The sequence below is a fragment of the Rhizobium leguminosarum genome, from assembly GCF_002953715.1.
GTDB lineage: Bacteria > Pseudomonadota > Alphaproteobacteria > Rhizobiales > Rhizobiaceae > Rhizobium > Rhizobium leguminosarum_V.
On sequence record NZ_CP025012.1, the window covers coordinates 3,612,501 to 3,639,389 of the forward strand.

At 62.6% G+C, this 26,889-nt stretch carries 22 protein-coding genes and 1 pseudogene; 14 read left to right on the forward strand and 9 right to left on the reverse strand.

What is annotated here, in order from left to right:
• Window positions 1–149: 149 nt before the first annotated feature.
• The 13 genes from CUJ84_RS18130 (at window position 150) to CUJ84_RS18190 (ending at window position 16,235) form a co-directional block, all read left to right on the forward strand.
• A complete protein-coding gene (locus tag CUJ84_RS18130; protein ID WP_018243390.1) occupies window positions 150–488 on the forward strand; it encodes a hypothetical protein in 339 nt (112 codons plus the stop codon).
• 139 nt (window positions 489–627) lie between these two features.
• Window positions 628–834 (forward strand): hypothetical protein, encoded by a 207-nt coding sequence (locus tag CUJ84_RS18135; RefSeq protein ID WP_003542611.1) that lies wholly within the window; start codon window positions 628–630, stop codon window positions 832–834.
• A 159-nt stretch (window positions 835–993) separates the two neighbouring features.
• Window positions 994–1,800 carry a pseudouridine synthase gene (locus CUJ84_RS18140; protein WP_105007227.1) on the forward strand — a complete coding sequence of 269 codons (807 nt, stop codon included), beginning with the start codon at window positions 994–996 and terminating at the stop codon, window positions 1,798–1,800.
• 14 nt (window positions 1,801–1,814) lie between these two features.
• Window positions 1,815–2,501 carry a phosphoribosyltransferase gene (locus CUJ84_RS18145; RefSeq protein WP_105007228.1) on the forward strand — a complete coding sequence of 229 codons (687 nt, stop codon included), beginning with the start codon at window positions 1,815–1,817 and terminating at the stop codon, window positions 2,499–2,501.
• Window positions 2,502–2,602: 101 nt separating this feature from the next.
• Window positions 2,603–4,342: an SLC13 family permease gene (locus tag CUJ84_RS18150; protein ID WP_105007229.1), complete on the forward strand. Its 1,740-nt coding sequence runs from the start codon at window positions 2,603–2,605 to the stop codon at window positions 4,340–4,342.
• A gap of 84 nt (window positions 4,343–4,426) precedes the next feature.
• On the forward strand, window positions 4,427–5,371 hold the full coding sequence (locus CUJ84_RS18155; protein ID WP_105007230.1) for a phosphoribosylaminoimidazolesuccinocarboxamide synthase: 945 nt from the start codon (window positions 4,427–4,429) through the stop codon (window positions 5,369–5,371).
• Window positions 5,372–5,479: 108 nt separating this feature from the next.
• A complete protein-coding gene (locus CUJ84_RS18160; RefSeq protein WP_105007231.1) occupies window positions 5,480–6,082 on the forward strand; it encodes a TetR family transcriptional regulator in 603 nt (200 codons plus the stop codon).
• A gap of 168 nt (window positions 6,083–6,250) precedes the next feature.
• Complete coding sequence (locus CUJ84_RS18165; protein WP_105007232.1) at window positions 6,251–7,462, forward strand: efflux RND transporter periplasmic adaptor subunit; 1,212 nt, start codon at window positions 6,251–6,253, stop codon at window positions 7,460–7,462.
• A gap of 46 nt (window positions 7,463–7,508) precedes the next feature.
• On the forward strand, window positions 7,509–10,619 hold the full coding sequence (locus CUJ84_RS18170) for an efflux RND transporter permease subunit (RefSeq protein WP_105007233.1): 3,111 nt from the start codon (window positions 7,509–7,511) through the stop codon (window positions 10,617–10,619).
• A 150-nt stretch (window positions 10,620–10,769) separates the two neighbouring features.
• Entirely contained in the window at window positions 10,770–12,203 is a 1,434-nt protein-coding gene (locus tag CUJ84_RS18175; RefSeq protein ID WP_105007234.1) for an efflux transporter outer membrane subunit, read from the forward strand.
• A 176-nt stretch (window positions 12,204–12,379) separates the two neighbouring features.
• Window positions 12,380–13,423, forward strand: coding sequence for a LacI family DNA-binding transcriptional regulator (locus tag CUJ84_RS18180; protein WP_105007235.1), 1,044 nt, complete (start codon window positions 12,380–12,382; stop codon window positions 13,421–13,423).
• A gap of 107 nt (window positions 13,424–13,530) precedes the next feature.
• On the forward strand, window positions 13,531–14,451 hold the full coding sequence (locus CUJ84_RS18185) for a nucleoside hydrolase (RefSeq protein WP_105007236.1): 921 nt from the start codon (window positions 13,531–13,533) through the stop codon (window positions 14,449–14,451).
• Window positions 14,448–16,235, forward strand: coding sequence for an adenine deaminase (locus CUJ84_RS18190; RefSeq protein WP_105007237.1), 1,788 nt, complete (start codon window positions 14,448–14,450; stop codon window positions 16,233–16,235). Before CUJ84_RS18185 ends, CUJ84_RS18190 begins: the two co-directional genes overlap by 4 nt.
• 58 nt (window positions 16,236–16,293) lie before the next feature.
• Here the strand turns inward: CUJ84_RS18190 and CUJ84_RS18195 are convergent, their stop codons facing one another.
• The 6 genes and pseudogenes from CUJ84_RS18195 to CUJ84_RS18220 form a co-directional block, all read right to left on the reverse strand.
• A complete protein-coding gene (locus CUJ84_RS18195; protein WP_105007238.1) occupies window positions 16,294–17,463 on the reverse strand; it encodes a M20 aminoacylase family protein in 1,170 nt (389 codons plus the stop codon).
• Window positions 17,464–17,678: 215 nt separating this feature from the next.
• Window positions 17,679–19,184 carry a tripartite tricarboxylate transporter permease gene (locus tag CUJ84_RS18200; RefSeq protein ID WP_105007239.1) on the reverse strand — a complete coding sequence of 502 codons (1,506 nt, stop codon included), beginning with the start codon at window positions 19,182–19,184 and terminating at the stop codon, window positions 17,679–17,681.
• Between the two features lie 9 nt (window positions 19,185–19,193).
• On the reverse strand, window positions 19,194–19,655 hold the full coding sequence (locus tag CUJ84_RS18205; protein WP_027683270.1) for a tripartite tricarboxylate transporter TctB family protein: 462 nt from the start codon (window positions 19,653–19,655) through the stop codon (window positions 19,194–19,196).
• A 142-nt stretch (window positions 19,656–19,797) separates the two neighbouring features.
• On the reverse strand, window positions 19,798–20,781 hold the full coding sequence (locus CUJ84_RS18210; protein ID WP_105007240.1) for a tripartite tricarboxylate transporter substrate-binding protein: 984 nt from the start codon (window positions 20,779–20,781) through the stop codon (window positions 19,798–19,800).
• 204 nt (window positions 20,782–20,985) lie between these two features.
• Window positions 20,986–22,344, reverse strand: a complete 1,359-nt coding sequence (locus CUJ84_RS18215; RefSeq protein WP_105007241.1) for a sigma-54-dependent transcriptional regulator — start codon at window positions 22,342–22,344, stop codon at window positions 20,986–20,988.
• A pseudogene (locus CUJ84_RS18220) lies at window positions 22,341–24,216 on the reverse strand (sensor histidine kinase). Before CUJ84_RS18220 ends, CUJ84_RS18215 begins: the two are co-directional and overlap by 4 nt.
• Window positions 24,217–24,328: 112 nt before the next feature.
• Between CUJ84_RS18220 and CUJ84_RS18225 the strand changes: the two are divergent.
• On the forward strand, window positions 24,329–24,991 hold the full coding sequence (locus CUJ84_RS18225) for a sulfite oxidase-like oxidoreductase (RefSeq protein WP_105007243.1): 663 nt from the start codon (window positions 24,329–24,331) through the stop codon (window positions 24,989–24,991).
• Here the strand turns inward: CUJ84_RS18225 and CUJ84_RS18230 are convergent.
• From CUJ84_RS18230 to CUJ84_RS18240, 3 genes are all read right to left on the reverse strand, one after another.
• A complete protein-coding gene (locus CUJ84_RS18230; RefSeq protein ID WP_105007244.1) occupies window positions 24,976–25,608 on the reverse strand; it encodes a hypothetical protein in 633 nt (210 codons plus the stop codon). The two genes, CUJ84_RS18225 and CUJ84_RS18230, sit on opposite strands and share 16 nt — an antisense overlap.
• Before the next feature lie 68 nt (window positions 25,609–25,676).
• On the reverse strand, window positions 25,677–26,423 hold the full coding sequence (locus CUJ84_RS18235; RefSeq protein ID WP_105007245.1) for a CbtA family protein: 747 nt from the start codon (window positions 26,421–26,423) through the stop codon (window positions 25,677–25,679).
• 115 nt (window positions 26,424–26,538) lie between these two features.
• Entirely contained in the window at window positions 26,539–26,748 is a 210-nt protein-coding gene (locus tag CUJ84_RS18240) for a CbtB domain-containing protein (RefSeq protein WP_003542661.1), read from the reverse strand.
• Window positions 26,749–26,889: the final 141 nt, after the last annotated feature.

Sequence of the window (26,889 nt, forward strand, 5' to 3'; positions counted from 1 at the left end):
ACAGGATCTTGCGCGGATTTATGGTTAACAGAGGATTAACGTGGCCCCAATCGGCGAGCTTTAAATTTCCGTCACACATCAGCGGCTGAGATTTCGGAACCTATCACCGAGTTGGGTGTTGTCTTTCCCATTGAAGGAAGGAGACCAACATGGCTGCCAATACCGATGATATCAGAGCATCTGTCAGCAAGGACATTGCCGCACTCCAGCAGGAAGTCTCGCGCCTGCAGAAGATGATTTCCGCTCAAGGGGCCGAAGCCTATTACGAAGTGCGCGGCCGCGCCGGCAAGGCTTATGATGAAGCCCTGCCCCGGGCAAAGAATGCTGTCGCCCAGATCAGGGCCGAAGGCGTCGCTGCCGCAGACGCCGCCCGCGAGCATCCAGCCGCAACGACCACTGCGCTGGTGCTTGCAGGTGCCATCGGATTCCTCGCCGGGTACCTGCTTTCCGGCAGCCCACAGCCCCAGCCTCGCCAATGGTGGCGCTGAACACGCTTACCCACCCAAAAACTAGCTTTTACGCACCCGCCGATCCGTTTTTCGGCAGGGTGCGTAAATGCTTATGTCTTACAAAAACCAATTTTTAATGTGAGCTATGGGAACATAAAAAAATGAAGGGAGGACTACCATGGAAAACAAGCGGGCCAACTGCATTATCGAAGTCAGCGTCGACAGCGCCAATGGCCGCTATGCGGTCGGTATCATGAATATGCGCCAGGCACTCGATTTGCCGGAAATGCCTAGTCTGTCCTACACACATCCGGACCCGGTCAAGGCCGCCGCCGGTATCGTCGTCAGCCGTAAGGAACTGGCCGGCTTCATGGCCTGCCGCTGAGGCAGCGCCACCCTATCAAGCCGTGACGGCGCTTTATCCCAAAGCGCTGAGCCTCTTTTGCGGCGCCTGTTATTCCCCCTCGTTTTTCATTTGCCTTGCTGGCATCCTTGCGCCGTTCATGCCAAGAAAGCGGCACCAAAAGCAGGACAAGGATGGCAGATGAGGGAGCGGCGCCCACCGCACAAGACGCGTGAGCGGACAAAGCCCGCCGATAATGCTGCGGCTAAGCGGGTTACCCTTCCCCGCGCCCTTTCCAAGCTCGGTTATTGCTCCCGCACGCAGGCCGAACGTCTGATTGCCGAAAATCGCGTTGCGGTCGACGGCCGCACCGTCAGCGACACCTCCGCATGGGTCGATCTTGCCACGGCAAAGATCAGTATCGATGGCCTCGCAATCGCTGCCGAAGCGAAAATCTATCTGATGCTCAACAAGCCCCGCGGTCTCGTCACCACCCGCCACGATCCAGAAGGCAGGCCGACGGTCTATGATTGCCTCAGGGATTTCGACATCCCGCATCTCTCTCCCGTCGGCCGGCTCGACAAAGCGAGCGAGGGCCTGCTGCTTTTCACCAACGACACCGAATTCGCCCAGATCCTGCTCGATCCGGTCACGCATGTGACGAAGACCTATCATGTCCAGATCGACCGCCTCATGGACGACGAGGACATTGCCGCCATGACATCGGGCATCCGCCACGACGGCGAGTTGCTGACGGCGACCGCCGCGCGGCGCCTGCGCCAGGGCGACAGGAATTCATGGATCGAGGTCGAGCTCGACGAGGGCCGCAACCGCCAGATCCGCCGTATGCTGGAGGCGCTGGGAACCGAATGCCTGCGCCTCGTGCGCGTCGCAATCGGCGGGCTCGAACTCGGCGAACTGCCGAAAGGCGCCGTGCGTGCGCTGACCGAACCGGAATTGCAGGCGCTGCGCCGGAGAACCGGCATGGAAAGGACGAGACGCAATTGACTGGTGTGACGGAGATGGCACCGCACGATTTCTGGCAGGAGATCCACCCGCCCGGCACCTTTGCCGGCGATGGGGAATTCACCTCTTTCTATGTCGCCGTGCTCGAAGACGACCGTCAGCTTCGCCTGCCGATCCGTGAGCTGGCGGATGGCGATCACGCCCTCGCCTCGCTGATCGTCAACCAGGCGAGCTTCCCCGTCCTTGATGCGCTCGCCGAAAGCCTCGCCGAAAAGATCAGGCCCATGCGCATCGACGTCGTCGCCGGCCTGCCGACGCTTGGTCTGACGCTGGCCGCCGCCGTGGCGCAGAAGCTCGGCCATGATCGCTATGTTCCGCTCGGCACCTCGCGCAAATTCTGGTATCGCGACGAGCTCTCCGTTGCCCTGTCTTCGATCACCACGCCGACACAGCAGAAACGCCTCTATATCGATCCCCGCATGCTGCCGCTGCTTCAGGGACGGCGCGTCGCACTCATCGATGACGTCATTTCCAGCGGCGCCTCGATCGTTGCCGGTCTCCATCTGCTGATGGCCTGCGGTATCGAACCCATGGTCATCGGTGCGGCCATGCTGCAATCGGAGCGGTGGCGCGAAAGTCTCGCAGCCGCCGGGCCGCAATGGATCGCGCGCACCGTCAGCGTCTTCGCAACGCCCATTCTGGAGCGGAACGCCACGGGCCGGTGGCAGGCACCACCAGCCTGACGTGAGATGTGAGGATTATTCAATCCTGACCTGAAGGCGCTCTGTACAGCGCATGAGGAACGATTACAGTCCGCCTGATCGATGAAACAACGGACCCGCCTATGTTCGAGCAAGCATCCCTGCTGATCCTTCTGCTGGCGATGCTCACTCTCTTCTCGCTCGATCGCATCCGCATCGAGGTGGTCTCGATCGCCGGCCTGCTTGCCGGCTATGCGCTCGGCCTTTATCCCGCCGACCAGATCTTCACGGGCTTCGCCAGTCCCGTCGTCATCACCGTCGTCGAGATCCTGCTGGTCGTCCAGGTGCTGGCGCGCGCCAGGCTCTTCGACAGTCTCGCCGCCCGTTTCGCGGCCACAAGACCCTCCGACTTCACCGTCATCGCCGGCACTTCCGCGCTCGCCGGCTTCATGTCCATCTTCATGAACAATATCGGCGCCTTTGCTATCACCTTGCCGGTAGCGCTACGCCTCGGCGCGGCCCTGAAAATCCCCCGCCGCCAGCTCGTCATGCCGGTCTCGTTCGCGGCCCTGCTCGGCGGTCTCGTTTCGCTGATCGGCACCCCGGCCAACCTGCTCGTCAGTGATGCGCTCGCCAAGGCGACCGGAACCGGCTTTCGCTTCTTCGATTTCGCCTATGTCGGCCTGCCGGTCGCCATCGCCGGAATTCTGCTCATCGCCTTTCGCGCGCAGCGCATGTTTCCGGAACCCGACGAAACACCGGTGACGATCTCCCCGGCCGCGCGCCGCATCGTCGTCGAGCGTCACATCCCTGACATCTCGCCGCTGATCGGCGTGCGGCTTTCCGATTGCCCCGTGCGTTTCGGCATCAAGCCGCACGCGCTGATCCGCGGCGATAATTTCGTCTTCGGTCCGCTCGACCAGTCGGTGATCGAACCCGGCGACGTGCTGCTTGCCGAGGGCGCCGATGCGGTCTTTGCCGACCTTGCCGCCACGCAGGCGCTGATGGCCGATGCCCATCCGCATGGCCTGCAGCCGGATTTCACCCGTGTCGAAGCCGTCGTCATGCCGGAAAGCACATTGGTCGGTTCGCGCGTCCGCTCGCTCGAAATCTTCCACCGTCGTGGCATCGCGGTCACCGCCCTTTCCATGCGCGCGCCACGCATCGAAGGCCGCTTCCTCGACCTGCAATTGTCGATCGGCGATATATTGACACTGGAGGGGCCACGCACGGCGATCGGCGAAGCGTTGGAGGAAAGCGAGTGCTTGCCGCTCGCCCCGACAGCACCGGCCGAACCGGCTCTCCTCTCCTGGCGGCCCTTCACGCTCTTTGCCTGCGGCGTCGCCGCCTCCGCGGCCGGCCTGCGTCCCGACGTCGCTTTTGCCGGGGTCGTCCTCGTGCTCGCTCTGCTCAATCATCTGAACATCCGTCAGGCGATGGCCGATCTCAATTGGCCGATCATCATCATGCTGGCGGCGATGATCCCGATCGGCCAGGCAGTGGCGAGCACCGGAGCGGCCGAAACCATTGCCGGCTGGCTGAGCCTCGTCGTGCCGATCACCCATCCGCTCTTCGGCATCGCCCTCATCCTCTTCCTAGCAATGGCCTTGACGCCTTTCGTCAACAACGCGACGGTCGCAATCGTCCTGACCCCGATCGCACTGGAATTCGCAAGAGCCGGCCGGCATGCGCCGGACGCCTATCTGATCGCAGTCGCCGCCGGCGCCTCCCTGGATTTCCTGACGCCCTTCGGCCATCACAACAACACGCTGGCCATGGGGATCGGCGGCTACCGCTTCAGTGATTTCCTGCGCGCCGGCTGGCCGCTTGCCGTCACAAGTTACGGCCTCGCCCTGCTTCTGACCGCTCTGTTCTGGCTGTGATGCGATACCCGATCGGCTTGACTTCCCCAGCAATGAAACTAGAGCAAGAAGTCTTCACCCAATAATTAAGGACAGTCGAGCGCCGTGCGAATTCTTTCCGAAGCCCATTTCCCGGAATTGCCGAACTATTATCGCGGCAAGGTGCGCGAGAATTACGATCTTCCGGACGGACGCCGCATCATTATCAGCACCGACCGGCTGAGCGCTTTCGACCGCATTCTCACCTGCATCCCCTATAAGGGCGAGGTACTGACCCAGACGGCGCGCTACTGGTTCGAGGCGACGAAGGACATCTGCCCGAACCACGTTCTCGACTATCCCGATCCGAATGTCGTCATCGGCAAGCGGCTCGACATCCTGCCGGTCGAGATCGTCGTGCGTGGTTATCTCGCCGGCACCACCGGCACCTCGATCCTGACGCTTTATAAAAAGGGCGAGCGCGACATGTACGGCATGCGTCTGCCCGATGGCATGCGCGACAACCAGATCCTGCCCGAACCTGTCATCACGCCGACCAGCAAGGAATTCGACGGCGGCCACGATGAACCGCTGACGCCGGCCGAAATCGTCACGCGTGGCCTGCTGACAGAAGAGCAATGGCAGACGCTGTCGACATATGCGCTCGCCCTCTTTGCCCGCGGCCAGGAGATGGCGGCGAAAAACGGGCTGATCCTGGTCGATACCAAATACGAGTTCGGCACCGACGGTGACGGCAACATTATCCTCGCCGACGAGATCCATACGCCGGACAGCAGTCGCTACTGGCTTGCCGCAAGTTATCCGGCAAGCTTTGCCGACGGAAAACGCCCGGAAAGTTTCGACAAGGATTTCGTCCGCGCCTGGGTGGCGGAGCGTTGCGATCCCTATAAGGACGAGATCCCGGAAATCCCCACCGAACTGATCGAGCAGACCTCGGTCGTCTACATCAAAGCCTACGAGGCGATCACCGGCGAGCGCTTTGTCCCAGATGATAGCGGCGAGACGCCGCTTGCCCGTGTCCGAAACAACCTCGCTCCCTATTTTCCTTGAAAAGGCGACAGACGAAAGCCGCCGGCCCGATCATCAGCTTGCGGCATTCCTTCCAATCGCGCTAGCATCGAAAAAAAGGGGTATCGGGCTCAGCCCGGCGGGGAACAGATGGTAAGAAGGCCAAGACGCAAGGCCGAGGAAACGCGGGAAGACATTCTCTCCATGGCGGAGATGCTGTTTCGCGAGCGCGGCTTCGTTGCTGTGTCGATCGCCGATATCGCCGGCGCGCTCCACATGTCGCCCGCCAATGTCTTCAAGCATTTCCGTTCCAAGGTCGCGCTGGTCGATGCGATCGCCGGACGCCATCTCGACGATGCCGCCGAGCGCTTCGCCGCCTTCGATGAGAAGCTGCCACCAAAGGAACAACTGCTCCGGTTCATCCTGCGTCTGCTGGAAAGCCACCTGCAGGACATCCAGAAGAACCCTTATATCTTCGAAATGGTGCTTTCGACGATCGAAGCCAAACTCGAGGCCGGCAATCGCTATCGCGCCCGCATCGAAGCGAAGCTCGGCGAAATCATCCGCGAAGGCATGGCGGAGGGACGTTATCATTGCCGCGATCCAAAGAGCGCGGCACATACGGTCGCAGATGTCCTGGCCTGCGTGCTGCACCCTGTCATGATCGCCCGCGACGACAAGGAGACGCTCGTGCATCGCGCCGAAAAAATCGTGTGTTTCGTCGATGCCGCACTGCAAAATAGCGCTTGCTAAGTGATGATTGCTGAATTACGTCACTTCGTAAAGCTTTTCTTAAATTCGGATAACGGCATTTGAAGCCAAACCAATCCTGACGCTTATATGAGCCTGCGCTCGGCCCAGCCGAGCCCGTGGGCCGAGCGCGTGGATTGAACGGCGATTGCCACCGCACAGGAATTCAGCATGATACGGCGTGCCCTCCTCATTTCCTCGGCCCTGGCATTCGCAGCCCTTCTCGCCGCCTGCAGCGACAATGGCTCCAAGCCCGCCGGCAATGCGGGCGCAGGCGCGGCACAACAGGCGTCCCCCGTCGGCGTGATCACGCTGACGAAGGGCACGTTCCCGATCACCACGATCCTGCCCGGCCGTGCCGAGACATTTCAGACAGCCGATATCCGGCCGCAGGTGAGCGGCCTCATCCGTGAGATCGCCTTCAAGGAAGGCGGCGAAATCAAGAAGGGCGACCTTCTCTACCAGATCGAGGATGCACCCTATATCGCTGCCGTCGAGCAGGCCAAGGCGGCAATCTCCAAGGCGCAAGCCAGCGTGCCGAGCGCTGAAAGCAATCTCGACCGCTACCAGCGCCTCGTCGGCAGTGGCGCCACCCAGATCGAATTCGAAACTGCCAAAACGACGCTGCTCCAGGCCAAGGCGGAAGTCGAGTCGGCAAAGGCCTCGCTTTCCGCTGCACAGATCGACCTCGACCACACCAGGATCGTCGCCCCTTTCGATGGCATCATCGACCAGACGGCCGTTAATGTCGGCAACGTCGTCTCTGCCAACCAGACGACGGCGCTGACGACGATCCGCCAGCTCGATCCGATCTACATCTCGCTGACGGAATCGAGCACCAACCTCTTGAAGCTGCGTGATGCGATGGCCGCCGGGGACATTAAGGGCGAAGCCAATGTCGTCTTCCATCTGATCCTCGAAAACGGCAAGGAATACAACCAGCAGGGCAAGCTCGACATGTCGAAGCAGGTGGTCAGCGAGACCACCGGCACCTTCATCATCCGCGTGCTCTTTCCCAATCCCGACCGTATCGTGCTGCCGGGCATGTATGTCCGCGCAACCGTCGAGCTCGGCGCCGAGGCCGGTTATGCGCTCCCGCAGCTGGCGACGAGCCGTGACGCCAACGGCCGGCTGACGGCACAATTCGTTTCCGCCGACGGCAAGGTCGAAACCCGCGCCTTCGAGAACAGCTCGCCCTCCAACAATTCCTGGCTCGTGACCGACGGCATCAAGGACGGCGATCAGCTGATCGTCAGCGGCCTGCAGTCGATCACATCCGGCATGCCGGTGAAGTCGGTCCCGATGAAGATCAACGACAACGGCGTGGTCGTGCCTGCCGAGCAGCCCGCGGCCGGTGACGCGCAGAAGCCTGCAGCGAAGTAATCGCTGAGCCCCGCTCGTCACCGTCTCAGCCGCACAGGAACAACCGATGGCCAAGTTTTTCATCCGACGTCCGATTTTCGCCTGGGTCATTGCGATCACCATCATGCTCGCCGGCCTGCTGGCGATCTTCACGCTGTCGATCTCGCAATATCCCGACATCGCCCCGACGACGGTTCGCATCAACGCCACCTATCGCGGCGCCAGCGCCGAGACTGTCGAGAAATCGGTGACGACGATCATCGAGGATGGCATGACCGGCCTCGACGATCTCACCTACATGACCTCGACCTCATCGACGGGTTCGGCCAGCATCCAGCTCACCTTCGGGACGAGCGCCGACCCCGATATCGCCCAGGTGCAGGTGCAGAACAAGCTGCAGCTGGTTCAGTCGCAGCTTCCGAGCGACGTCATCGATGCCGGCATCAGCGTCACCCGCTCGACCTCGAGCATCCTTCTCGTTGGCTCGCTTGTTTCGACCGACGGCAAACGCAACTCGGTCGACCTCGGCAATATCATGTCGACCTCGATCGAGGATCAGATCCAGCGCCTGGAAGGCGTCGGCAGCATCAACGTCTTCGGTTCGGGATACGCCATGCGCGTCTGGCTCGATCCGTTCAAGCTGCTGAAATACCAGTTGACGCCGAGCGACGTGACGTCAGCCATCCAGGCCCAGAACACCCAGGTCTCCGTCGGCTCGCTCGGGGCCCAGCCGACGATCCTCGGCCAGCAGATCAACGTCACCATCACCGCGCAAAGCCAGCTGACCACCGTCGCCGATTTCGAGCACATCATCCTGAAGGTCGAAAAGGACGGCGCGACGGTGCGCCTGAGCGACGTCTCGCGCATCGAGATCGGCCAGGAAAGCTACGGCGGCAGTTCGCGGTACAACGGCCAGCCGTCGACCGGTTTTGCCGTCAACCTTGCGATCGGCGCCAACGCCATCGATACCGCCGCCCGCGTGCGCTCCGCCCTCGAGGTCATCGGCCGCGGTCTGCCGGCAGGCGTGGAGATCACCTATCCCTACGACACCACGCCCTTCGTAGAACTGTCGATCGAGAAGGTCGTGCACACGCTGATCGAGGCGATCGTACTCGTCTTCGTGGTGCTGCTCGTCTTCCTGCAGAATCTCCGTGCGACGCTGATCCCGACCATTGCCGTTCCCGTGGTGCTGCTCGGCACCTTCGGGGTGCTGGCGGTCACCGGCTACTCGATCAATACCTTGACGATGTTTGCCATGGTGCTGGCGATCGGTCTTCTCGTCGACGACGCCATCGTCGTCGTTGAAAACGTCGAACGCATCATGTCCGAAGAAAAGCTCTCGCCGCTCGAAGCGACGGAAAAATCGATGGGCGAGATCACCGGCGCCATTGTCGGCATCGCGCTCGTCCTCACGGCGGTCTTCATTCCGATGGCCTTCTTCGGTGGTTCGACCGGCATCATCTATCGGCAGTTCTCGATCACCATCGTCTCGGCCATGCTGCTGTCGGCGCTCGTCGCCCTCGTGCTGACGCCCGCACTTTGCGCCACGATGCTGAAGCCGGTCGGCGAACACAGGAAGCACCGTGTCGGCGATTGGTTCAACCGCAACTTCACGCGCTCGACCAACGGCTATATCAGCGCCATCGGCTATCTGCTGAAGCGGCCGATCCGTGTCATGCTGGTCTTCCTTCTGGTCGGCGCCGGCTGCGCTTATCTCTTCACCCGCCTGCCGAGCTCCTTCCTGCCGCAGGAAGACCAGGGCGTGCTGCTGACCATCGTCACCACGCCGCCGGGTTCGACCACGCAGCAGACCCAGGCGGTCGTCGAGAAGGTCGAGAAATATTATCGTGAAAACGAGAAGGACGCCGTCGATTCCGTCTTCGGCGCGCTCGGCTTCGGCTTCAGCGGTTCCGGCCAGAACAGCGCCATCGTCTTCACCAAACTGAAGGATTTCGCACAGCGCACCGATCCGACGCTGAGCGCCCAATCGGTCGTCAACCGTGCACTGCGCAGCTTCTTTGCGATCCGCGAGGCGCAGGTCTTCGCGCTGCTACCGCCGGCGATCCAGGGGCTTGGCGTGTCGAGCGGCTTCTCGATGTATCTCGTCGATACCGGCGGCCACGGCAACGACGCCCTGACGGCCGCATCCAAACGGCTGATCCAGATGGGCAACACGTCGGGCAAGATCGTGGCGCTGCGCAGCAGCAACAAGGAAGTCGAGCCGCAGATGCGCATCGTGCTCGATCAGGAGAAGATCGGCGCCATGGGCGTCGACATCGCCTCGGTCAATTCGATGCTGTCGATCATCTTCACCGGGCGCGACGTCAACGACTTTACGCTGAACGGCGAGATCAAGCCGGTCTACGTCGAGGGTGATGCGCCCTTCCGCATGCAGCCGAGCGATCTCAACCACTGGTACGCCCGCAACAATGACGGCGAAATGGTGCCCTTCTCCGCCTTTACCCGCACGGAGTGGGTGAAGGGCGCGCCCTCGCTTGCCCGCTTTAACGCCGTCAGCGCCATTCCGCTCGACGGCGCATCCGCTCCCGGAGTTTCCTCCGGCGATGCGATGAATGAAATGGAAGCACTAACCAATGAGCTCGGGGGCGGTTATACGGTCGCCTGGCAAGGCATATCCTATCAGGAGCGCCTTTCCGGTTCGCAGGCGCCGATGCTCTATGCGATCTCGGTTCTCGTCGTCTTCCTCTGCCTGGCTGCGCTTTACGAAAGCTGGTCGATCCCCTTCTCGGTGATCATGGCAGTGCCCGTCGGTATTCTCGGGGCGCTGACGGCGGCAACCCTCTTCGGCCAGGCGAACGACGTCTATTTCAAGGTCGGCCTGCTCACCACTATCGGGCTGGCGGCGAAAAACGCCATCCTGATTGTCGAATTCGCCAAGGATCGTATGGAAAGCGGCATGGGGCTCTACGAGGCGACATTGGAAGCAGCGAGATTGCGCCTGCGGCCGATCATCATGACTTCGCTTGCCTTTATTCTCGGCGTCGTGCCGCTGGCGATCGCGACAGGCGCGGGTTCGGCGGCACAGAATGCAATCGGCATCGGCGTTCTCGGCGGCATGCTGGCGGCGACGATGCTCGGAATTTTCTTCGTGCCGTCGTTTTTCGTCGTCATTCGACGCATCTTTGCCACACGGGGAAAAAATGCGGCAGGACTGTGATATAAATGCACTGTGATAATGCAGTTCCCGTTGCTACATTGCGCCCGACTGCTTCGGAATGGTGTTTTTGGTAGAACGAGGCGCGGCGGCCGTAGTTGAAGCATGAAGCTTCGGACAAGAATTGACTTGCTCGAGTACAGGATGAAATGAATGGTATCTCTTCGTTTTGCCACACCGGCATTATTGTTATTGTTGTCGGGCTGCGTTGTGGGCCCGGATCATGTTCCTCCTGAGATGCCGCTGCCCGCCAAATTCGGAGAGGGTGGAACCAAGAGTGATGGCGATGTTACTACCGTGGCCTGGTGGAGCGCCTTCAGGGACCGCAAGCTGGACGGTCTCGTCCAGTCCGGCCTCGACCAGAACCTGTCGATCCAGCAGGCGATCGAACGCATCAATGCGGCTTCCGCCAACGTCACCGTCGCAGGAGCCGGCGCCCTGCCGAACCTGTCGGTCGGCGCCTCGCACACCGTCAGCGGCCAGAAAGGCGAACTGCGCACGCAGTTCGACACGCGTAACACCAGCGGCGGCGAGGCACAGCTGAGCTGGCTGCTCGATATTTTCGGCCTCTACAAGCGCAACACGGAGAGCGCTCTCGCTTCGCTCGATTCTGCTTACGCATCCGCCGACGTTGCCAAGCTGACCCTCGTACAGGATCTCGTCTCGAGCTACATCGACGTTCGCTATTACCAGCAGCGCCTGGCGCTTTCGAAGGCCAACCTGAAGTCCCGTCAGGAAACCTACGAGCTGACCAAATTCCAGCTGGAAGCCGGCGCCGCTTCGCGTCTCGACGTCGTTCAGGCCGAAGGCCTGGTGCAGTCGACGCTCGCCGAAATTCCCGGCCTCGAAACCAACATCCGCATTTCGGCCCATCACATCGCCACGCTGCTCGGCCTGCCGGCATCAACCCTTGTCGATGATCTGCTGAAGGGCTATGGCCAGCCGGTATTCCGCGGCGGCATCACGTCCGGCATCCCGGCCGACCTGATCCGCAACCGTCCCGACATCCGTGTGGCGGAACGCGACCTCGCGGCCGCTACCGCACTGATCGGCGTCGCCCAGGCGCAGCTCTATCCGAGCATCTCGCTCAGCGGCTCGATCTCGCCGGCCTACATCAACCAGCGTGGCATCCATGGCGGCCTGACGCCCTGGTCCTTCGGCCCGACCCTCAACCTGCCGATCTTAGATGGCGGCCGCCTGCGCGCCGGCGTCAAGACGGCGCAGTCCGATGCCGCCACGGCCTATCTCAACTGGAAGTCGACGGTGCTGACCGCGATCGAACAGGTCGAGAATGCACTTTCGGCTGTCCGGCGTGACGCCCGCACGGTTTCGGCGCTTCAAGCTCAGGTGAAGACCACGCAGGAAACGCTCGAACTCTCCACTGCATCCTACAAGGACGGCGCCTCTTCGCTGCTCGACGTTCTCGACGCTCAGCGCCAGGTTTCGCTTGCCCAGGCAAGCCTTGCCGCAGCGGTCCAGCAGATGGCCAAGGACTATGTGTCGCTGAACATCGCAGTCGGCGGTGGCTTCGCCCCCGGCGGCAAGACGACCGCACCGGCGGCGAAGGTTGTGGCTGTCAAGAGCTGACAGCTGCTTCAATCGACCTCAAGGAATGCAAAGCCTCGCGATCGTCTCGCGGGGCTTTTTCTTGCCTGCAGCGTGCCGCAACCGAATAATTGCGCATAAGATGAATTCGGATTCGACATGCGGAAAAAGCCGAGCTATTAACCTGGTTAAACGATTAATCAGAATGATCGTCAGTCATGACAGCATCGCGCCCGGGACCGAACCTCAGCAGGATAGCGACGTCGCTCGGCGTCTCCGTCGCCACTGTCTCCAATGCGCTTTCCGGCAAAGGCCGGGTCTCCGGCCAATTGGTCGAACGAATTCGCGAGCATGCAGCCGAGCTCGGTTACGTCCCGAGCCAAGCCGGCCGGGCGCTGCGGACCGGCCGCAGCGGCGTTCTCGGCCTGGTGCTGCCCGATATCGCCAATCCGCTGTTCCCGAAGATCGCACAGGCGATCGAATTCGCCGCCTCCGCCGTCGGTTACGGCGTCCTGATCGCCGATTCTCGCGGCGATGTCGCCGCCCAGACCGAGGCAATCAACCGGCTGGTCGAGCGCGGCGTTGACGGCATGGTCATCATTCCCCGCCGCGCCACCCGCATTTCGTCCGCTGTCTGTCCCGTCGCCATCATCGACACTCCCTCGACGCCTGGAAACACCGTTGCCGCCGACCACTGGCAGGGCGGGCTCGAAATCGCCGGCCATCTCGCAGGCCTCGGCCATTGCCGAGTTCTCATCATCGGCAACAATCAGGAATCCAACGTCCAGAATGACCGCGCCGGCGGCATCCGCTCCGGCATGCGCCCGGGCATGCATTCGGAAGCCCTATGGATCGACCGGCTGGAGCAGGAGAATGGCATTGGCTGCCCGCTCGGCCTCGCCGAAAAAGTCAGGCAGGGTTTCACCGCCTTCGCCACCCTCTCCGACCTGCAGGCGTTGCGGGCACTGACGGAGTTGCAACAGGCTGGCATCAACATTCCCGCCGATGTCAGTGTCACCGGCTTCGACGACCTCATCTGGTCGCCTGTTGTTACGCCGTCGCTGACGACGGTCCGGATGGACATGGATAGGATTGCCGAAATTGCCGTGTCGGCGCTGGTGGATACCATAAAAACAAGCAGCGGCCGGGAGGGCGTGCTCGTTACCGCGGCGATCGAACGCGTCGCCATGCAGCTTATCGTCCGCCGATCATCCGGGCCTGCGAACCTGGCACAAAAGACCTCCGACATAGAGAACATGTAAGATGAAAAAGGCTTTCATTGCCTCGACAGCACTCCTCCTCGATACCGCGCTCGTCTTCGATCTGCCGGTTGCCGACGCGGCAACCCTCAAACGGTTCGGGTGAAATCATGGGCGTCTGGATCGACACAGACATGGGCTTCGACGACATCGCCGCCATTCTGGTGGTGGTGCAGTCTGAATTCGAGATCGACGGCGTATCACTGGTCTTCGGCAATACGCCGCTGCCGCAGGTGAGAATGAACGCCGCCGGTGCTGCCAGTGCCTTCGACTGGAAATTCCCCATCCACACCGGTCGCGCCATGCCTGTTCTCGGCAAGCTCGAAACCGCTCAAGCGATCCTTGGCGAAACCGGCATTCCGACATCAGGCAAGAGCCTGCCGAAGGCCGCAGCCCTTGCCGAAAGCGACGCCTTCGCAGCACTCTGCCGTTGGCTGGAACGCAAAGGCCAGCACCGCATCCTGGCACTTGGCCCGCTCACCAACATCGCCGCCGTGGCGCTCGCCCGGCCCGATCTTGCCGCCCGCATCACCGAACTCGTCTGGATGGGCGGCGGTGTCACATCAGGCAACCACACGGCCTCCGCCGAATTCAATGCGCTTGCTGATCCCGAGGCCCTGTCGATCGTCATCGCCCACGGCTTGCCGCTGCGCATGGTCGATCTCGACCTCTGCCGCAAGGTGCTGGCAAGACCCGAGGATGCCGAGCCGGTGCGCAATGCCGGCGGCGCCAATGCCGAACTCATCGCCGATATGCTCTCGGGTTATATCCGCATCGGCACCAGCCGCGGCCGCCCGGCCATGGCAATCTACGACCCTTCCGCCGCCGTCGCCTTCGTCGCCCCAGATATCGTCAGCTTCCGCCCCGCCCGTATCGACGTCGAGCTGCAGGGTGCCCTCACCCGTGGCCGCACCGTTGTCGAGACCCGCGCCACGCATGCGACCTTCAATGCCCAATTCGCCGCCGACATCGATGCCGACATGGCGCGCGTCATTATTCTCGCCGCTTTGGTCAACGAGGCCCGCAAATGACCGCCACCCTTCGTCAAGAACCCGCCGATCTCAATGATCCCGCCTTGCGCGCCCGCGCCGTCACTGCTGCGCGCGGCGACGCCCCTTTCGACATGCTGATCACCGGTGGCCGGTTGCTCGATGCGGTGACAGGCCTGATCCGGGAAGCCGATATCGGCCTCGTCGGCGCGCTGATATCAAGCGTCCATGCCCCCGCAAGCCGCACGGATGCCGTCGAGATCATCGATGCTTCGGGCAGCATCCTGACTCCCGGCCTGATCGACACGCACATGCATATCGAAAGTTCGATGGTGACACCCGCCGCATATGCGAGCGCCGTCTTGCCGCGCGGCGTCACCACGATCGTCTGGGATCCGCATGAATTCGGCAACGTCCATGGGCTCGACGGCGTGCGCTGGGCGATCGAGGCGGCGCGCTGCCTGCCGCTGCGCATGATCCTGCTCGCGCCCTCCTGCGTGCCGTCCGCACCGGGCTTGGAACTTGCCGGCGCCGATTTCGATGCCTCCGTCATCGCCGAGCTGCTGCGCTCCTCCGCCGTCGGCGGTGTTGCCGAAGTCATGAACATGCGCGGCGTCATCGATGGCGATCCGCGCATGACGGCCATCGTCAATGCCGGCCTTGCCGCCGGCAAGCTCGTCTGCGGCCACGCCCGTGGCCTCGAAGGCGCAGATCTCAACGCTTTCATGGCATCGGGTATCACCTCCGACCACGAACTTACCTCCGGTGCCGATCTCCTCGCCAAGCTTACCGCCGGCCTGACGATCGAGCTGCGCGGCTCGCACGACCACCTGCTGAAGGAGTTCGTCGAGGTGCTGAACGGTCTCGGCCATCTGCCTCCGACCGTCACGCTCTGCACCGACGACGTCTTTCCCGACGAACTCCAGGAAGATGGCGGCCTCGACGACGTCATCAGGCGCCTGGTGCGCTATGGCATGAAGCCGGAATGGGCCATCCGTGCCGCGACCTTCAACGCCGCACAACGTCTGCAGCGCTCCGATCTCGGTCTCGTCGCCGCCGGACGCCGCGCCGACATCGTGCTCTTCGACGACCTCACGGAGTTCCGGGCACGGCTGGTCATATCAGGCGGCCGCATCGTCGCCCGCAACGGCAGCATGGAGGCGGCCGTCCAGCAGATTGATACGGCGCCGCTTGTCAATTCGGTGAAGCTGCCGCCGCTGACCGAGAATGATTTCCGCATTCCGGCGAAGGGCGAGCGCGTCCGCGTCGCCACCATCGACCGCCCGCGCTTCACGCAATGGGGCGAGGCCGAAACCGAGGTCAGGGACGGCTTCGTCGTGCCGCCGGCCGGCAGCGCCATGATCGCCGTCGCCCATCGCCACGGCATAGCAGATGGTACCCCGCGTATCGGCTTCCTCACCGGCTGGGGTGAATGGCGCGGCGCCTTCTGTACCACCGTTTCGCACGACAGCCACAACCTCACCGTCTTCGGCGGCAATGCGCACGATATGGCGCTCGCCGCTAACGCCGTCATATCAGCCGGCGGCGGCATGGCGGTCGCCACCGACGGCCGGATCGAGGCGCTCCTGCCGCTACCGCTCTCCGGCCTGGTGACGGATGCATCGTTGAAGGACACCGCCTTGGCCTTCGTCAGCATCCGCAAGGCAATGGAAAAGGTCGTCGACTGGAAACCACCCTATCGGGTCTTCAAAGCCTGCTTCGGCGCCACGCTCGCCTGCAATGCCGGCCCGCACCAGACGGATCGGGGAATTGCCGATGTGGTGACGGGGAAAGTGCTTGAGAGTCCAGTGCTGGAGACTCTGTAAGCCGAGACGCACGGACTCTATAAAAAAGGGGCGTGCGTCCCGCCACCTCGAACTCCAGCTAGACCTTCAATTCCCGCTCGACCAACGCCACCCAGTATGCCGCCCCATATCCAAGCGCTTCATCGTTGAAATCATAGGCCGTGTTGTGATGCAGCGCCCCATCCACCGCCGGGCCGTTGCCGAGCCAGACGTAACAGCCCGGCGCATTCTGGGCGAAGAAGGCGAAATCGTCGCCCGCCGTCGACGGCGGAAAGCTTGTCTGCACCTTCCCGCCAAACACCGAGCCGGCCGCCACGAGCGCCCGCGCGGTTGCATCCGCGTCATTGATGACAGGCGGGATCCGCCGTTCGAATGCATAGTCCACCGCGATGCCGTACATAGCTGCGGTACCCTGCGCCAGTCGTCCGATCTCGGTCTCGAGCTGATGACGCACATCAGGCGAATAGGCCCGCGCCGTCCCGCCGATCTCGACGATATCAGGAATGACGTTTAGCGCCTTCGGGTCGCCCGCCTGCAGGAAACAGGCGCTGACGACGGCCGGTTGCAGCGGATCGACCACGCGTCCGACGATCGTCTGCAGCGATGACAGGAAGGTGCCGGCGGCCGTGATCGGATCGCGGCCGAGATGCGGCTTGGCGCCATGCGTGCCCGTCCCGCGGAAGGTTATGCGCCAGCTATCGGAGGAGGCAAGCTGCGGTCCCTCGACCACGGCGATCTCATCGACCGCAAGCCCAGGCATGTTATGCAGCCCATAGACGGCATCGCAGGGGAAAAGCGTGAACAGCCCCTCCTCGACCATGCGCCTGGCTCCGCCTCGCCCTTCTTCGGCCGGCTGGAAGATGAAATGCACCGTGCCGGAAAAATCCCGCGTTGCGGCAAGGTGGCGCGCAGCACCGAGGAGCATCGCCATATGGCCGTCATGGCCGCAGGCATGCATCTTGCCAGGCACTGTCGATTTATAAGGCCGCTCCGCCATTTCGGGCATGGCGAGCGCATCCATGTCGGCACGCAGCCCGATCCTGCGCGTGCCGTTGCCAAACTGCAGCGTGCCGACCACGCCGGTGCCGCCGAGGCCGCGATACACCGTGATGCCAGCTTCCTCGAGAAGCCTCGCGGCGATGCCGGCGGTACGCTCCTCCTCGAAACCGAGTTCGGGATGAGCGTGCAGGTCGCGGCGCAGGGAGGTCAGAAACGGCAGATCGTCCTTGATCCGGGCGGGAATGCTCATCGGGCAATGCTCCTGGGGCCTGGATATCCTGTCATGCGAAACGGGCGCCCAACCGGCGCCCGCATCAGATCATTCTTTGTTTATCAAACGGCCCACAAGTTCAACCCCAGAACAGGATGATTTTAGGCCGGGCCAAAAATCTGAATCCTGTTCTCAATTAAAGAGTTAGAGCATGATGTCGTCCGAAAACCGCGCACACTTTTCGGCATCATGCTCTACGCCTCCTCGACGAACACCTCCTCGCGCTTCTTCTTGACGCTCGGCAGGAAGACGACGATGAGGACGGCGACAGCAATGGCGAGAAGAGTGGCGCTGATCGGCCGCGTGACGAAGGTGGTCGGATCGCCGCGCGACAGAATCATGGCGCGCCGGAGGTTCTCTTCGAGCAGCGGCCCGAGCACGAAGCCGAGCAGGAGCGGCGCCGGTTCGCAACGAAGCTTTGCCAGCACATAGCCGATGAGCCCGAAGAAGGCGACGGCATAGAGATCGTAGACGTTGGCGTTGACGCTGTAGACCCCGATCGAGCAGAAAGCCATGATGATGGGGAAGAGCACGTAGTAAGGCACGGTCAAGAGCTTCACCCAGAGCCCGATCAGCGGCAGGTTGAGGATGACCAGCATCAGGTTGCCGATCCACATCGAGGCGATGATGCCCCAGAACAGCGCCGGTTGCTCGGTGGCGACATTCGGGCCTGGCACGATGCCCTGGATGATCATCGCGCCGATCATCAGCGCCATGACGGGATTGGCCGGAATGCCCAGCGTCAGGAGCGGAATGAACGAGGTCTGCGCACCGGCATTGTTTGCCGATTCCGGCCCTGCGACGCCGGCAACCGCACCCTTGCCGAATTCCTCCGGCGTCTTCGACATCCGCTTTTCCACCGTATAGGAGGCGAAGGAGGCAAGGATGGCGCCACCGCCCGGCAGGATGCCGAGCGCCGAACCGATCGCCGTGCCGCGAATGACAGGTGCGATCATCTCCTTGAACTCCTGGCGGGACGGCAAAAGGCCGGACACCTTGGCCATCAGCACCGTGCGTGTCGACTCGCCCTCGAGGTTGCGCAGGATTTCCGCCACCCCGAAGACGCCGACGGCGAGCGCCACGAAGTTCAGCCCGTCGGCATATTCGCGGATGCCGAGCGTGAAGCGCGGTGTGCCGGTATAGATGTCGGTGCCGACGAGGCCGAGTAGCAGCCCGAGCGCCACCATGGCCAGCGCCTTGACGACAGAACCATGCGCGAGAGCGATCGAGGAAACGAGGCCGACGATCATCAGCGAGAAATATTCCGCCGAGCCGAATTGCAGCGCGATTGCGGTGAGCGGCGGCGCGAAGATCGCGACGAGGAAGGTCGACACGGTGCCGGCGAAGAACGAGCCGAGCGCCGCGATTGCAAGCGCTGCCCCCGCCCTGCCCTTGCGGGCCATCTGGTAGCCGTCGATCGCGGTGACGGCCGAGGAAGATTCGCCGGGCATGTTGATGAGGATCGCCGTCGTCGAGCCGCCATACTGCGCGCCGTAATAGATGCCGGCGAGCATGATGAGCGAGGAAACCGGCTCGAGCTGGAAGGTGATCGGCAAGAGCATGGCGATCGTCGCCGTGGCGCCGATACCGGGCAGCACGCCGATCAGCGTGCCGAGCAACACGCCGATCAGGCAGAAGAACAGGTTTTCCGGAGTGCCGGCCGTTGCAAAGCCGAGCGCGAGATTGCTGAAAAGATCCATCATCGTCTCCTAGAACCGGACCCAGGGGCCGAAGCGCTCGAACGGCAGCCCGAGCCCGTAGCTGAAGACCGCCACCGAAAAGATCGTCAGCAGCAGCGAGAGGATGATCGCAAACACCACGTTCATCTTTTGCGATGCGAAGCAGGCGATGAATGCGGTGAAGAACAGCGCCGGCGCAAATCCAAGCCCCCGCACCGTCAGCCCGAAGAACACCGGCGCCGGCAGGATGAAGAGCATGCCGCGCCAGGCAAACGGGTCGATCGGCTCGCCCTCGACGCGGAGTGCCTGAATGAAGATGATCGCGCCGAGAAGCACGAGCACACAGGCAAGCACGAGCGGAAAGTAACCGGGGCCCATGCGCACTGCCGTGCCGAGGTCGAGCCCCAGCGACTGGATCGCGAAGAAAGCACCGGTCGCGACGAAAAGCGCGCCGCAGATCGCATTGGTGGTATCGAAACTGATGGATTTCATGGTGTCTCCTGGGGTTGGAGATGGTTCGTGACGCGCTGCTGCTGCGATTGCCCCTCATCCGCCTGCCGGCACTTTCTCCCCGCATGCGGGGAGAAAGTTAGGGTGAAGGGCTCATCCGGCATGTCCTGGACGAGGACAAGCCTCAGTCGGCATATTCACCGGCAGCCTCGATCACGGTTTTCCAGCGGACGATCTCGCTTTCGAGCTTGGCTTTCAGCGCAGCCGGCGTCGCATCGGCGTCGGAGGATGGCGTCGTGCCGAGCTCGGCGAAGCGGGCGCCGACATTCGGATCCTTCAGCGCGACCTGCAGCGATTTCGACAGACGCTCATTGATCTCAGCTGGCGTGCCCTTCGGCGTATAGATGCCGTGCCAGATACCGACTTCAAAACCCGGCAGCCCGGCTTCGACCGCCGTCGGAATATCCTTCATCACGTCGAGCCGCTTGGGCGAGGTAACGGCATAAGCCTTGATCGTGCCGCCCTGGATCTGCTTCGTCGTGTTGGTCGTCTGGTCGCACATGACGTCGACCTGGCCGCCGAGCAGGTCGGTCATAGCCGGGCCGGTGCCCTTGTAGGGAACGGTCGTCAGCGGCGTCTGGATGGCGCTCATGAACATCATGCCGCAGAGATGCGAGGCCGCACCGATGCCGGCATTGGCGACCGTTACCTTGTCCTTATTGGCCTTGATGTAGTCGATCAGGCCCTTGAGGTCGGCCGGTTCCATGTCCTTGCGGGCGACGATCGTCATCGGCACCTCGGTGACGAGGCCGACATAGTCGAAGGCGCCGAGCGTGTCATAGGCGAGCTTGCGGTAGAGCGTGGCGCTGGTCGCCATGCCGATATGGTGCAGCAGGATGGTGTAACCGTCGGGATCGGCATTCGCCACCCGGCCGGCGCCGAGGGTGCCGCCGGCACCGCCGACATTTTCGACGACGATCTGCTGGCCGAGATCCTTCGACATGGATTCGGCGACCAGGCGCGCGACAGTATCCGTCGGGCCGCCGGCCGCAAAAGGCACGACCATGGTGATGGTGCGCTCGGGATAGGTCTGCGCCGAAGCGACGCTGGCGAGAACAGAGACCGCGGCAGCCGCGGTCAGGCCGAGCATGGCCTTCAGAATTTTCATCGTTTCCTCCCTGATGAAATAAGCAAGCCCGCCGACACAACCTCCGCGCCGGGGATGACCTATTTGCCGCCGGGAAAAATCGACCCGCAATCGTTGCAGCCGCTTTCGAAAGACGATTTTGCGACAGTGCGATGCAGCATGGGTCGATTCGGAAACAAACGGCCGATGTGATGGGTGGAAATCCACCCATCACATCACAATCGCTCAAGCTTCGCGCTGTCCTTCTCCGGAGATCTCCGTCGCCAGCAGCTTCTTGTCGAGCCCATATTTCTGCATCTTCTCGTAGAGCGTCTTCCGGGAAATGCCGAGCGACTCATAGACCGGCTTGAGGCTGCCGCCGTGCGCCACCAGCGCGCTGGCAATGACCCCGCGTTCGAATTCGGCGACCCGCTCCGCAAGCCCGGTCGCCTCCTCGGCTTGGCGCCCGCCGTTGTCGAGACCGAGGACCAGACGGTCTGCGGCATTCCTCAATTCACGCACATTGCCGGGCCAGTCGCGCTGAGCGATGTCGGAAATCACGTCCGGCGGCACGGCCATCTCATCGCGGCCGTAGCGGGCGGCCGCCTCCCGCACCAGCTGCAGGAAAAGCAGCGGAACATCCGCCCGCCGCTGTGACAGCGACGGCACGTGCAGCGTCGCGACATTCAGCCGATAGAAGAGGTCAGCGCGGAAGCGACCCGCCGCCACCTCCGCCTCCAGATCGACCTTGCTCGTCGCGATGAAGCGCACGTCGAGCGCCACCACTTCGTTCGATCCGAGCCGTGAGATCACCCGCTCCTGCAGCACCCGCAGGAACTTTGCCTGCAGGTCGAAGGGCATGGAGCCGATCTCGTCGAGCAGGATCGTACCGCCGCGCCCATGTTCGAACTTTCCGTAACGCGGCCTCACCGCGCCCGGAAAGGCACCCACCTCATGGCCGAAAAGCTCGCTCTCGATCAGGTTTGCCGGCAGTGCGGCGCAATTGATCGCGATGAACGGCCGGCTCGCCCGGGCGCTGATGTCGTGGAGCGCCCGCGCCACAACCTCCTTGCCGGCCCCCGTTTCTCCGACGATAAGCGTATCGGCATCGCTCGCCCCGATCGCTCGGATGCGGTAGCGCAAATCCACCATCACCTGCGTGCGCCCCGGCAGCCGCGCCTCGATATCGTCGCGCTTGCCGGCGACCGCTTTCAACAGCCGGTTTTCGAGCACGAGGCCGCGCCGCTCCATCGCCCGGCGGATGACGCCGGCGAGCATTTCGGGCGTGAACGGCTTCTCGATGAAATCATAGGCGCCTTCGCGCATCGCCTTCACCGCAAGCTGAACGTCGCCGTGGCCGGTGACGAGAATGACGGGCACCTCCGGGTCGAGTTCGCGGATCTTCTGCATCAGCGTCATGCCGTCGATGCCGGGCATGCGGATGTCACTGACGACGACACCGGGAAAGCTGTAGCCGATCAGCTCCAGCACGTGGTCGCCGTTCGAATAGGTCTCGACGCTGAAGCCGGAGAGCTCCAGCGCCTGCGCCGTCGAGCGGCGCAGTTCCTCCTCGTCGTCAACCAGCAGGATCTTCGCATCGTTCATTCCGCCGCCTCCGGCATCAGCCCTGCCGCCGATTGCAGCTCGATACGGAACACCGCGCCCCCTTCGGGATGATTGGCAGCAGCAAGGCTGCCGCCGAAATCCTTGATGATGTTGTAAGAGATCGAAAGCCCGAGGCCGAGCCCCTTGCCGACACCCTTCGTCGTGAAGAAGGGATCGAAGATACGCTCGGCGATCGCCGCCGGCACGCCCGGCCCGTGGTCCCGCACAGTCAGCACCACCTTGCCGGCCTCCTCGAAAGCCGAAACCTCGATGCGCCGATCATCCAGCCCTTCCACCGCATCGGCCGCATTCGAGATCACGTTCACCAGCACCTGCTGCAGACGCACCGAACCGGCACGCACCACCGGCGGGCGCGGCCCGAGAGCGAGCAGCAATTCGGCATCCGCTGCCTTCAGCCGCCAGGCGACGATCTCGAGCGTGTCGCGCATCGCCTCGTCGAGGGAAACGGGACCGAGCTTTTCGTTCGGCTTGCGGGCGAAGTTGCGCAGGTGCCGGCTGATCGCAGCCATGCGGTCGATCAGCCCACCGATCCGCCGGATATTGTCTCGCGCCTCCTCCGTCCGCCCACGGTCGATGAGAACGGAGGCGCTGTCCGTATAGGTCTTGGCGGCGGCGAGCGGCTGATTGAACTCGTGCGAAAGGGCCGCCGACATCTGCCCCAGCCCGGCAAGTTTGCCCGCCTGAATCAGATCGGCCTGTGTCTGTCGAAGCTGCCGCTCAGTCAGCCGCCGTTCGGCGATCTCTTCTTCGATGCGGCTGTTGACGCGCGCAAGATCGGCCGTGCGCTCCTCGACGCGCCGCTCCAGCTCGTTGCGGGCGTCGGCCTGCAGCTGCATGCGCTCGGCAAGCCGCGCCCGCCTCTGGCGAAGGACGGCCACCGTAAGCCCGGCAATGCAGAGGATGAGAAATACGGCGGCAAGTGCCGTGCGCGCCTGGGCACGGATGGAATTCGTCTCCATCAGCACGTTCACCGTCCAGTCCTCGGCCGGCATGTAATGCGAGAGCACCAGATATTCGCTCGAGCCGCGCTCGCCGGCCAGCGTCATCAGCTCATGCTGCTCGAAGTGATGTCGTGTCACCGGCAGCGCCACCAGCCTGGCATTGGCATAGCGCCGCGAGGCCTCCGTGCGCGCGATGCGGTCGGCCGTCAGCGGCAGGATCGCGCCATAAAGCCATTCCGGGCTGCCGGACATGAAGATGATGCCCTCTGGATCGGAGACGAAGATCTTGTATTCGCCGCCGCCCCAGGAGGATTCGATCATATCGATATCCACCTTGAAGACGATGACGCCGCGAATATCCGCGCCGGTCCGGATCGGCGCGGCGAAATAATAGCCGCGCTTCAACGAGGTGGTGCCGAGCGCGTAGAACCGCGCCTGTCGGCCTTCAATCGCATCCTGGAAATAGGGCCTGTAGCTGAAATTCTGTCCGACGAAGCTTGCAGGCCCATCGTAATTGCTGGCCGCGATCGTCTCTCCATCCGGCTTGACCACATAGATGTCGGAGGATTTGAGCAGCCCGTTGATCTCCTTGAGATAGAGATTGGCCGCATCGCGTAGCGCCGCATCTCCAGGCGCGCTCACCAAGTCCTTGATATCGTCATGATCGGCGATCAGTGCCGGCAGCGCCTCGTAGCGGTTGAGATGGCCGCTGAGTGCCGAAACGGCAAGTCGCAACGCCGTTCCTGCCTGTGCCGAAGCCTCCTCCATATAGGCGCGCGTCGCAATCGCGCTCCCATAGGTGAAGAAGGCGAAAATGATGAGCGGTACGACGAGCAACGCCGCTATCGCACGATATCTCGAAGACAGATTCGGCTCCTCCCCTTTCTGCCTCCACTCCCCAGCGAGGCATGCCCGACGGCGCCAAGTCTAATGAGGCCGGCCGCGATTTCCAAGGGGCTGTCGAAACTTGACACCCGGCAGGGCCGGATGTCCTATTGCTGCATCGCAAGGAGACCCCACTCATGAGCGACGACCAGACGCCCGCCGATAGCAAGCTTACCACCTCCAAGCGCCGCTGGGCGGCGGAGGGCAAGTTCCTGACCGGCCGCATCAGCCGTCCCGAAGCCGAACGCCTGCCGCCGGGCCAGCACCTTGTCAAGAACTGGCCGGTGCTCGATCTCGGCCAGCAGCCTGTCATCTCCACAGATACGTGGCGGCTCGAGGTGCGCGGCCTCGTCGAAACGCCGCTCATCCTTACCTGGACTGCCTTCCAGGCGATCGAGCAGAGCAACAAGACCAGCGATATCCACTGCGTCACCACCTGGTCGCGCTACGACAACAAATGGAAGGGAGTTTCGACGCGCGATCTGCTCGACCTCGCCATGCCGAAGCCCGAAGCAGCTTACGTCATGCTGACGAGTTATGACGGCTATACCACCAACCTGCCGCTTTCCGATTTCGCCGCCGAAGACGCGATCCTTGCCACCGCCTGGGAAGGCCTGCCGCTGACGCCGGAGCACGGCGGCCCGATGCGCCTCGTCGTGCCGCATCTCTATTTCTGGAAAAGCGCCAAATGGCTGCGCCGTATCGAGCTGATGCCTGCCGACCAGGCCGGCTTCTGGGAAAAGAACGGCTACCACATCTATGGCGATCCGTGGCGCGAACAGCGCTATTCCGACGATTGAGCTTTCAGCCGCGAGAAATGGCGAAGCGCAAACACGCCAAAGCCGAACAAAGAGGCGAGCCCCGTCAGCGACGCCATGCTGGCGGCATGGAATGGTATCCCGCTCCAGCGCGGCTTGACGATATCAGCGGTGTTGAAGGCCTCGCCGCTGAACCGGCAGGTGATGAGCGCAAGACCGCGCTGCACCATATCGGCATCGATCGCGGAAATGATTTCATCCGCCGCAGCCCTCTCCCGCGGCATCTCGCGCATCGAAAGCAATACCGCCTTGGTCGCCGCGAGATAGGCATGGGCGCATTCGTTGAACGGGCTTTCCTCATCGGTCACGCTGCCCGGCATCCGGCCCCATAGACAATAGGAATACTGGATTTCGGCATAGTTCAGAACGCGCCGGAACGGCTCGTTCGTATCGACTGTGCGGGATGCAAGGTCGATAATCCCACTGCGATAGTCAGACATGACAGCCATTTCGCCATGGGAAATCTCCGGGATATCCAGGCCCGCATGGCTGCCGCCATCGCTGCGGTTATGAGCAAAAGCGCTTCCGGCAACCACACACAAAAAGGCGGCCGTGATAAACGCCGCCGACAGGAGTGGTGTGGTTTTGCTGCTTTTCATACTCGCTCGAAAAAGTCGGGCTTGCTCCAAAAGTTCAGGGCACCGGCAAAGCGGCGCCCTTCGATGCCTTAGTGGAATGCCGTTGCCGGCCGACCTCGTTGCCCGCCCTTAACCGCAAGCCGCTTTTCGGCAAGCGCTCCGAAGGCCAGGCCCAGGGCTGCCCAGAGGATCACATGCATGCCAAGCGAGGTCGTGCGGAACCGCCAGAGCACCATCGCCGAGAAGTTCTCCGGCACCTCGTTGATCGGCGGCAGCAGATAGAGCACGACGCCGATAAAGACGAGATAGACAATGCCGGCGATGATCGCGCTGTTCCAGAGACCGAAGCGCTCGGAAAGGCGGCGAGACAGCGCCACCGCGGCAATCAGGGCTGCGAGCGAGACGACGATCATCAGGAAGAACAGCTCGGTCCTGGCGCCGATCGTGTCGGGATTGCCGACCGCCGGCGGGTTGGCCGGATACTTGATACTGGGAACGACGACGATCGCCACGAAGGCGGCAATGGCGATGACGGCCGAGGTGCCACGCGCCGAAAGGCTGCTGAAACGGCCGTGTACGAAAGCGAAGGCAAGTGCGAAGAGCCCGCCGACAGCGACGCTGTAGGCCATGACGCCGGTGAAAAGGCCGAGACCGGCCTGCGTGGCGCGGCTGACGATTTCAGGTTCGGCAGCTTCGCCGGCCGCCTGGGCGCTTGCTTCCTCGAAGGCGATCGCCGCATCGACCAGCGGCTCACCGAAAGTATGGGCGAAAGCGAAAACGAGGATGCCAGCAATCAGGCCCGCGAGCATGCCGCGAAGCAGAAGGTTTCCAACCATGTCAGAACTCCCTTAAAGCATGTCGCGCAAAAGTGTGCAGCGGTTTTGCGATAACGACATGCGCAAAACAAAAACCTAAAGCGCGATGAGCGAATCTGAAAGATCGCGACGCGCTTTAGTGGCAGGGAAAGCCGAGGAGATGGCGGCCGTCATGCACAAATTCGTGCACATACATGCCATTGAACAGCGCCATCGCGCCTTCCTCGGTGCCGACGAAATAGAGGACGATGAGCATCAGCAGGCCGCCAAAAATCGCCCAGGGCAGGATCTCGCCTACAGGGATCGGCGCCGGTACCGCAACGGGCGCGAAAGTGGTGTCAGACATGTATTCCTCCGGGAATGACGCGTTCAGTCGAAAGAGTGCTTGTGCAGTAGGGTCTGACTTCCAGCGCGAAGAACTTTCGACACGCTGGTCACAGTGGCGCGACCGCGCCGGACTTACACCGGCTTCCAAACCCGCAACAGC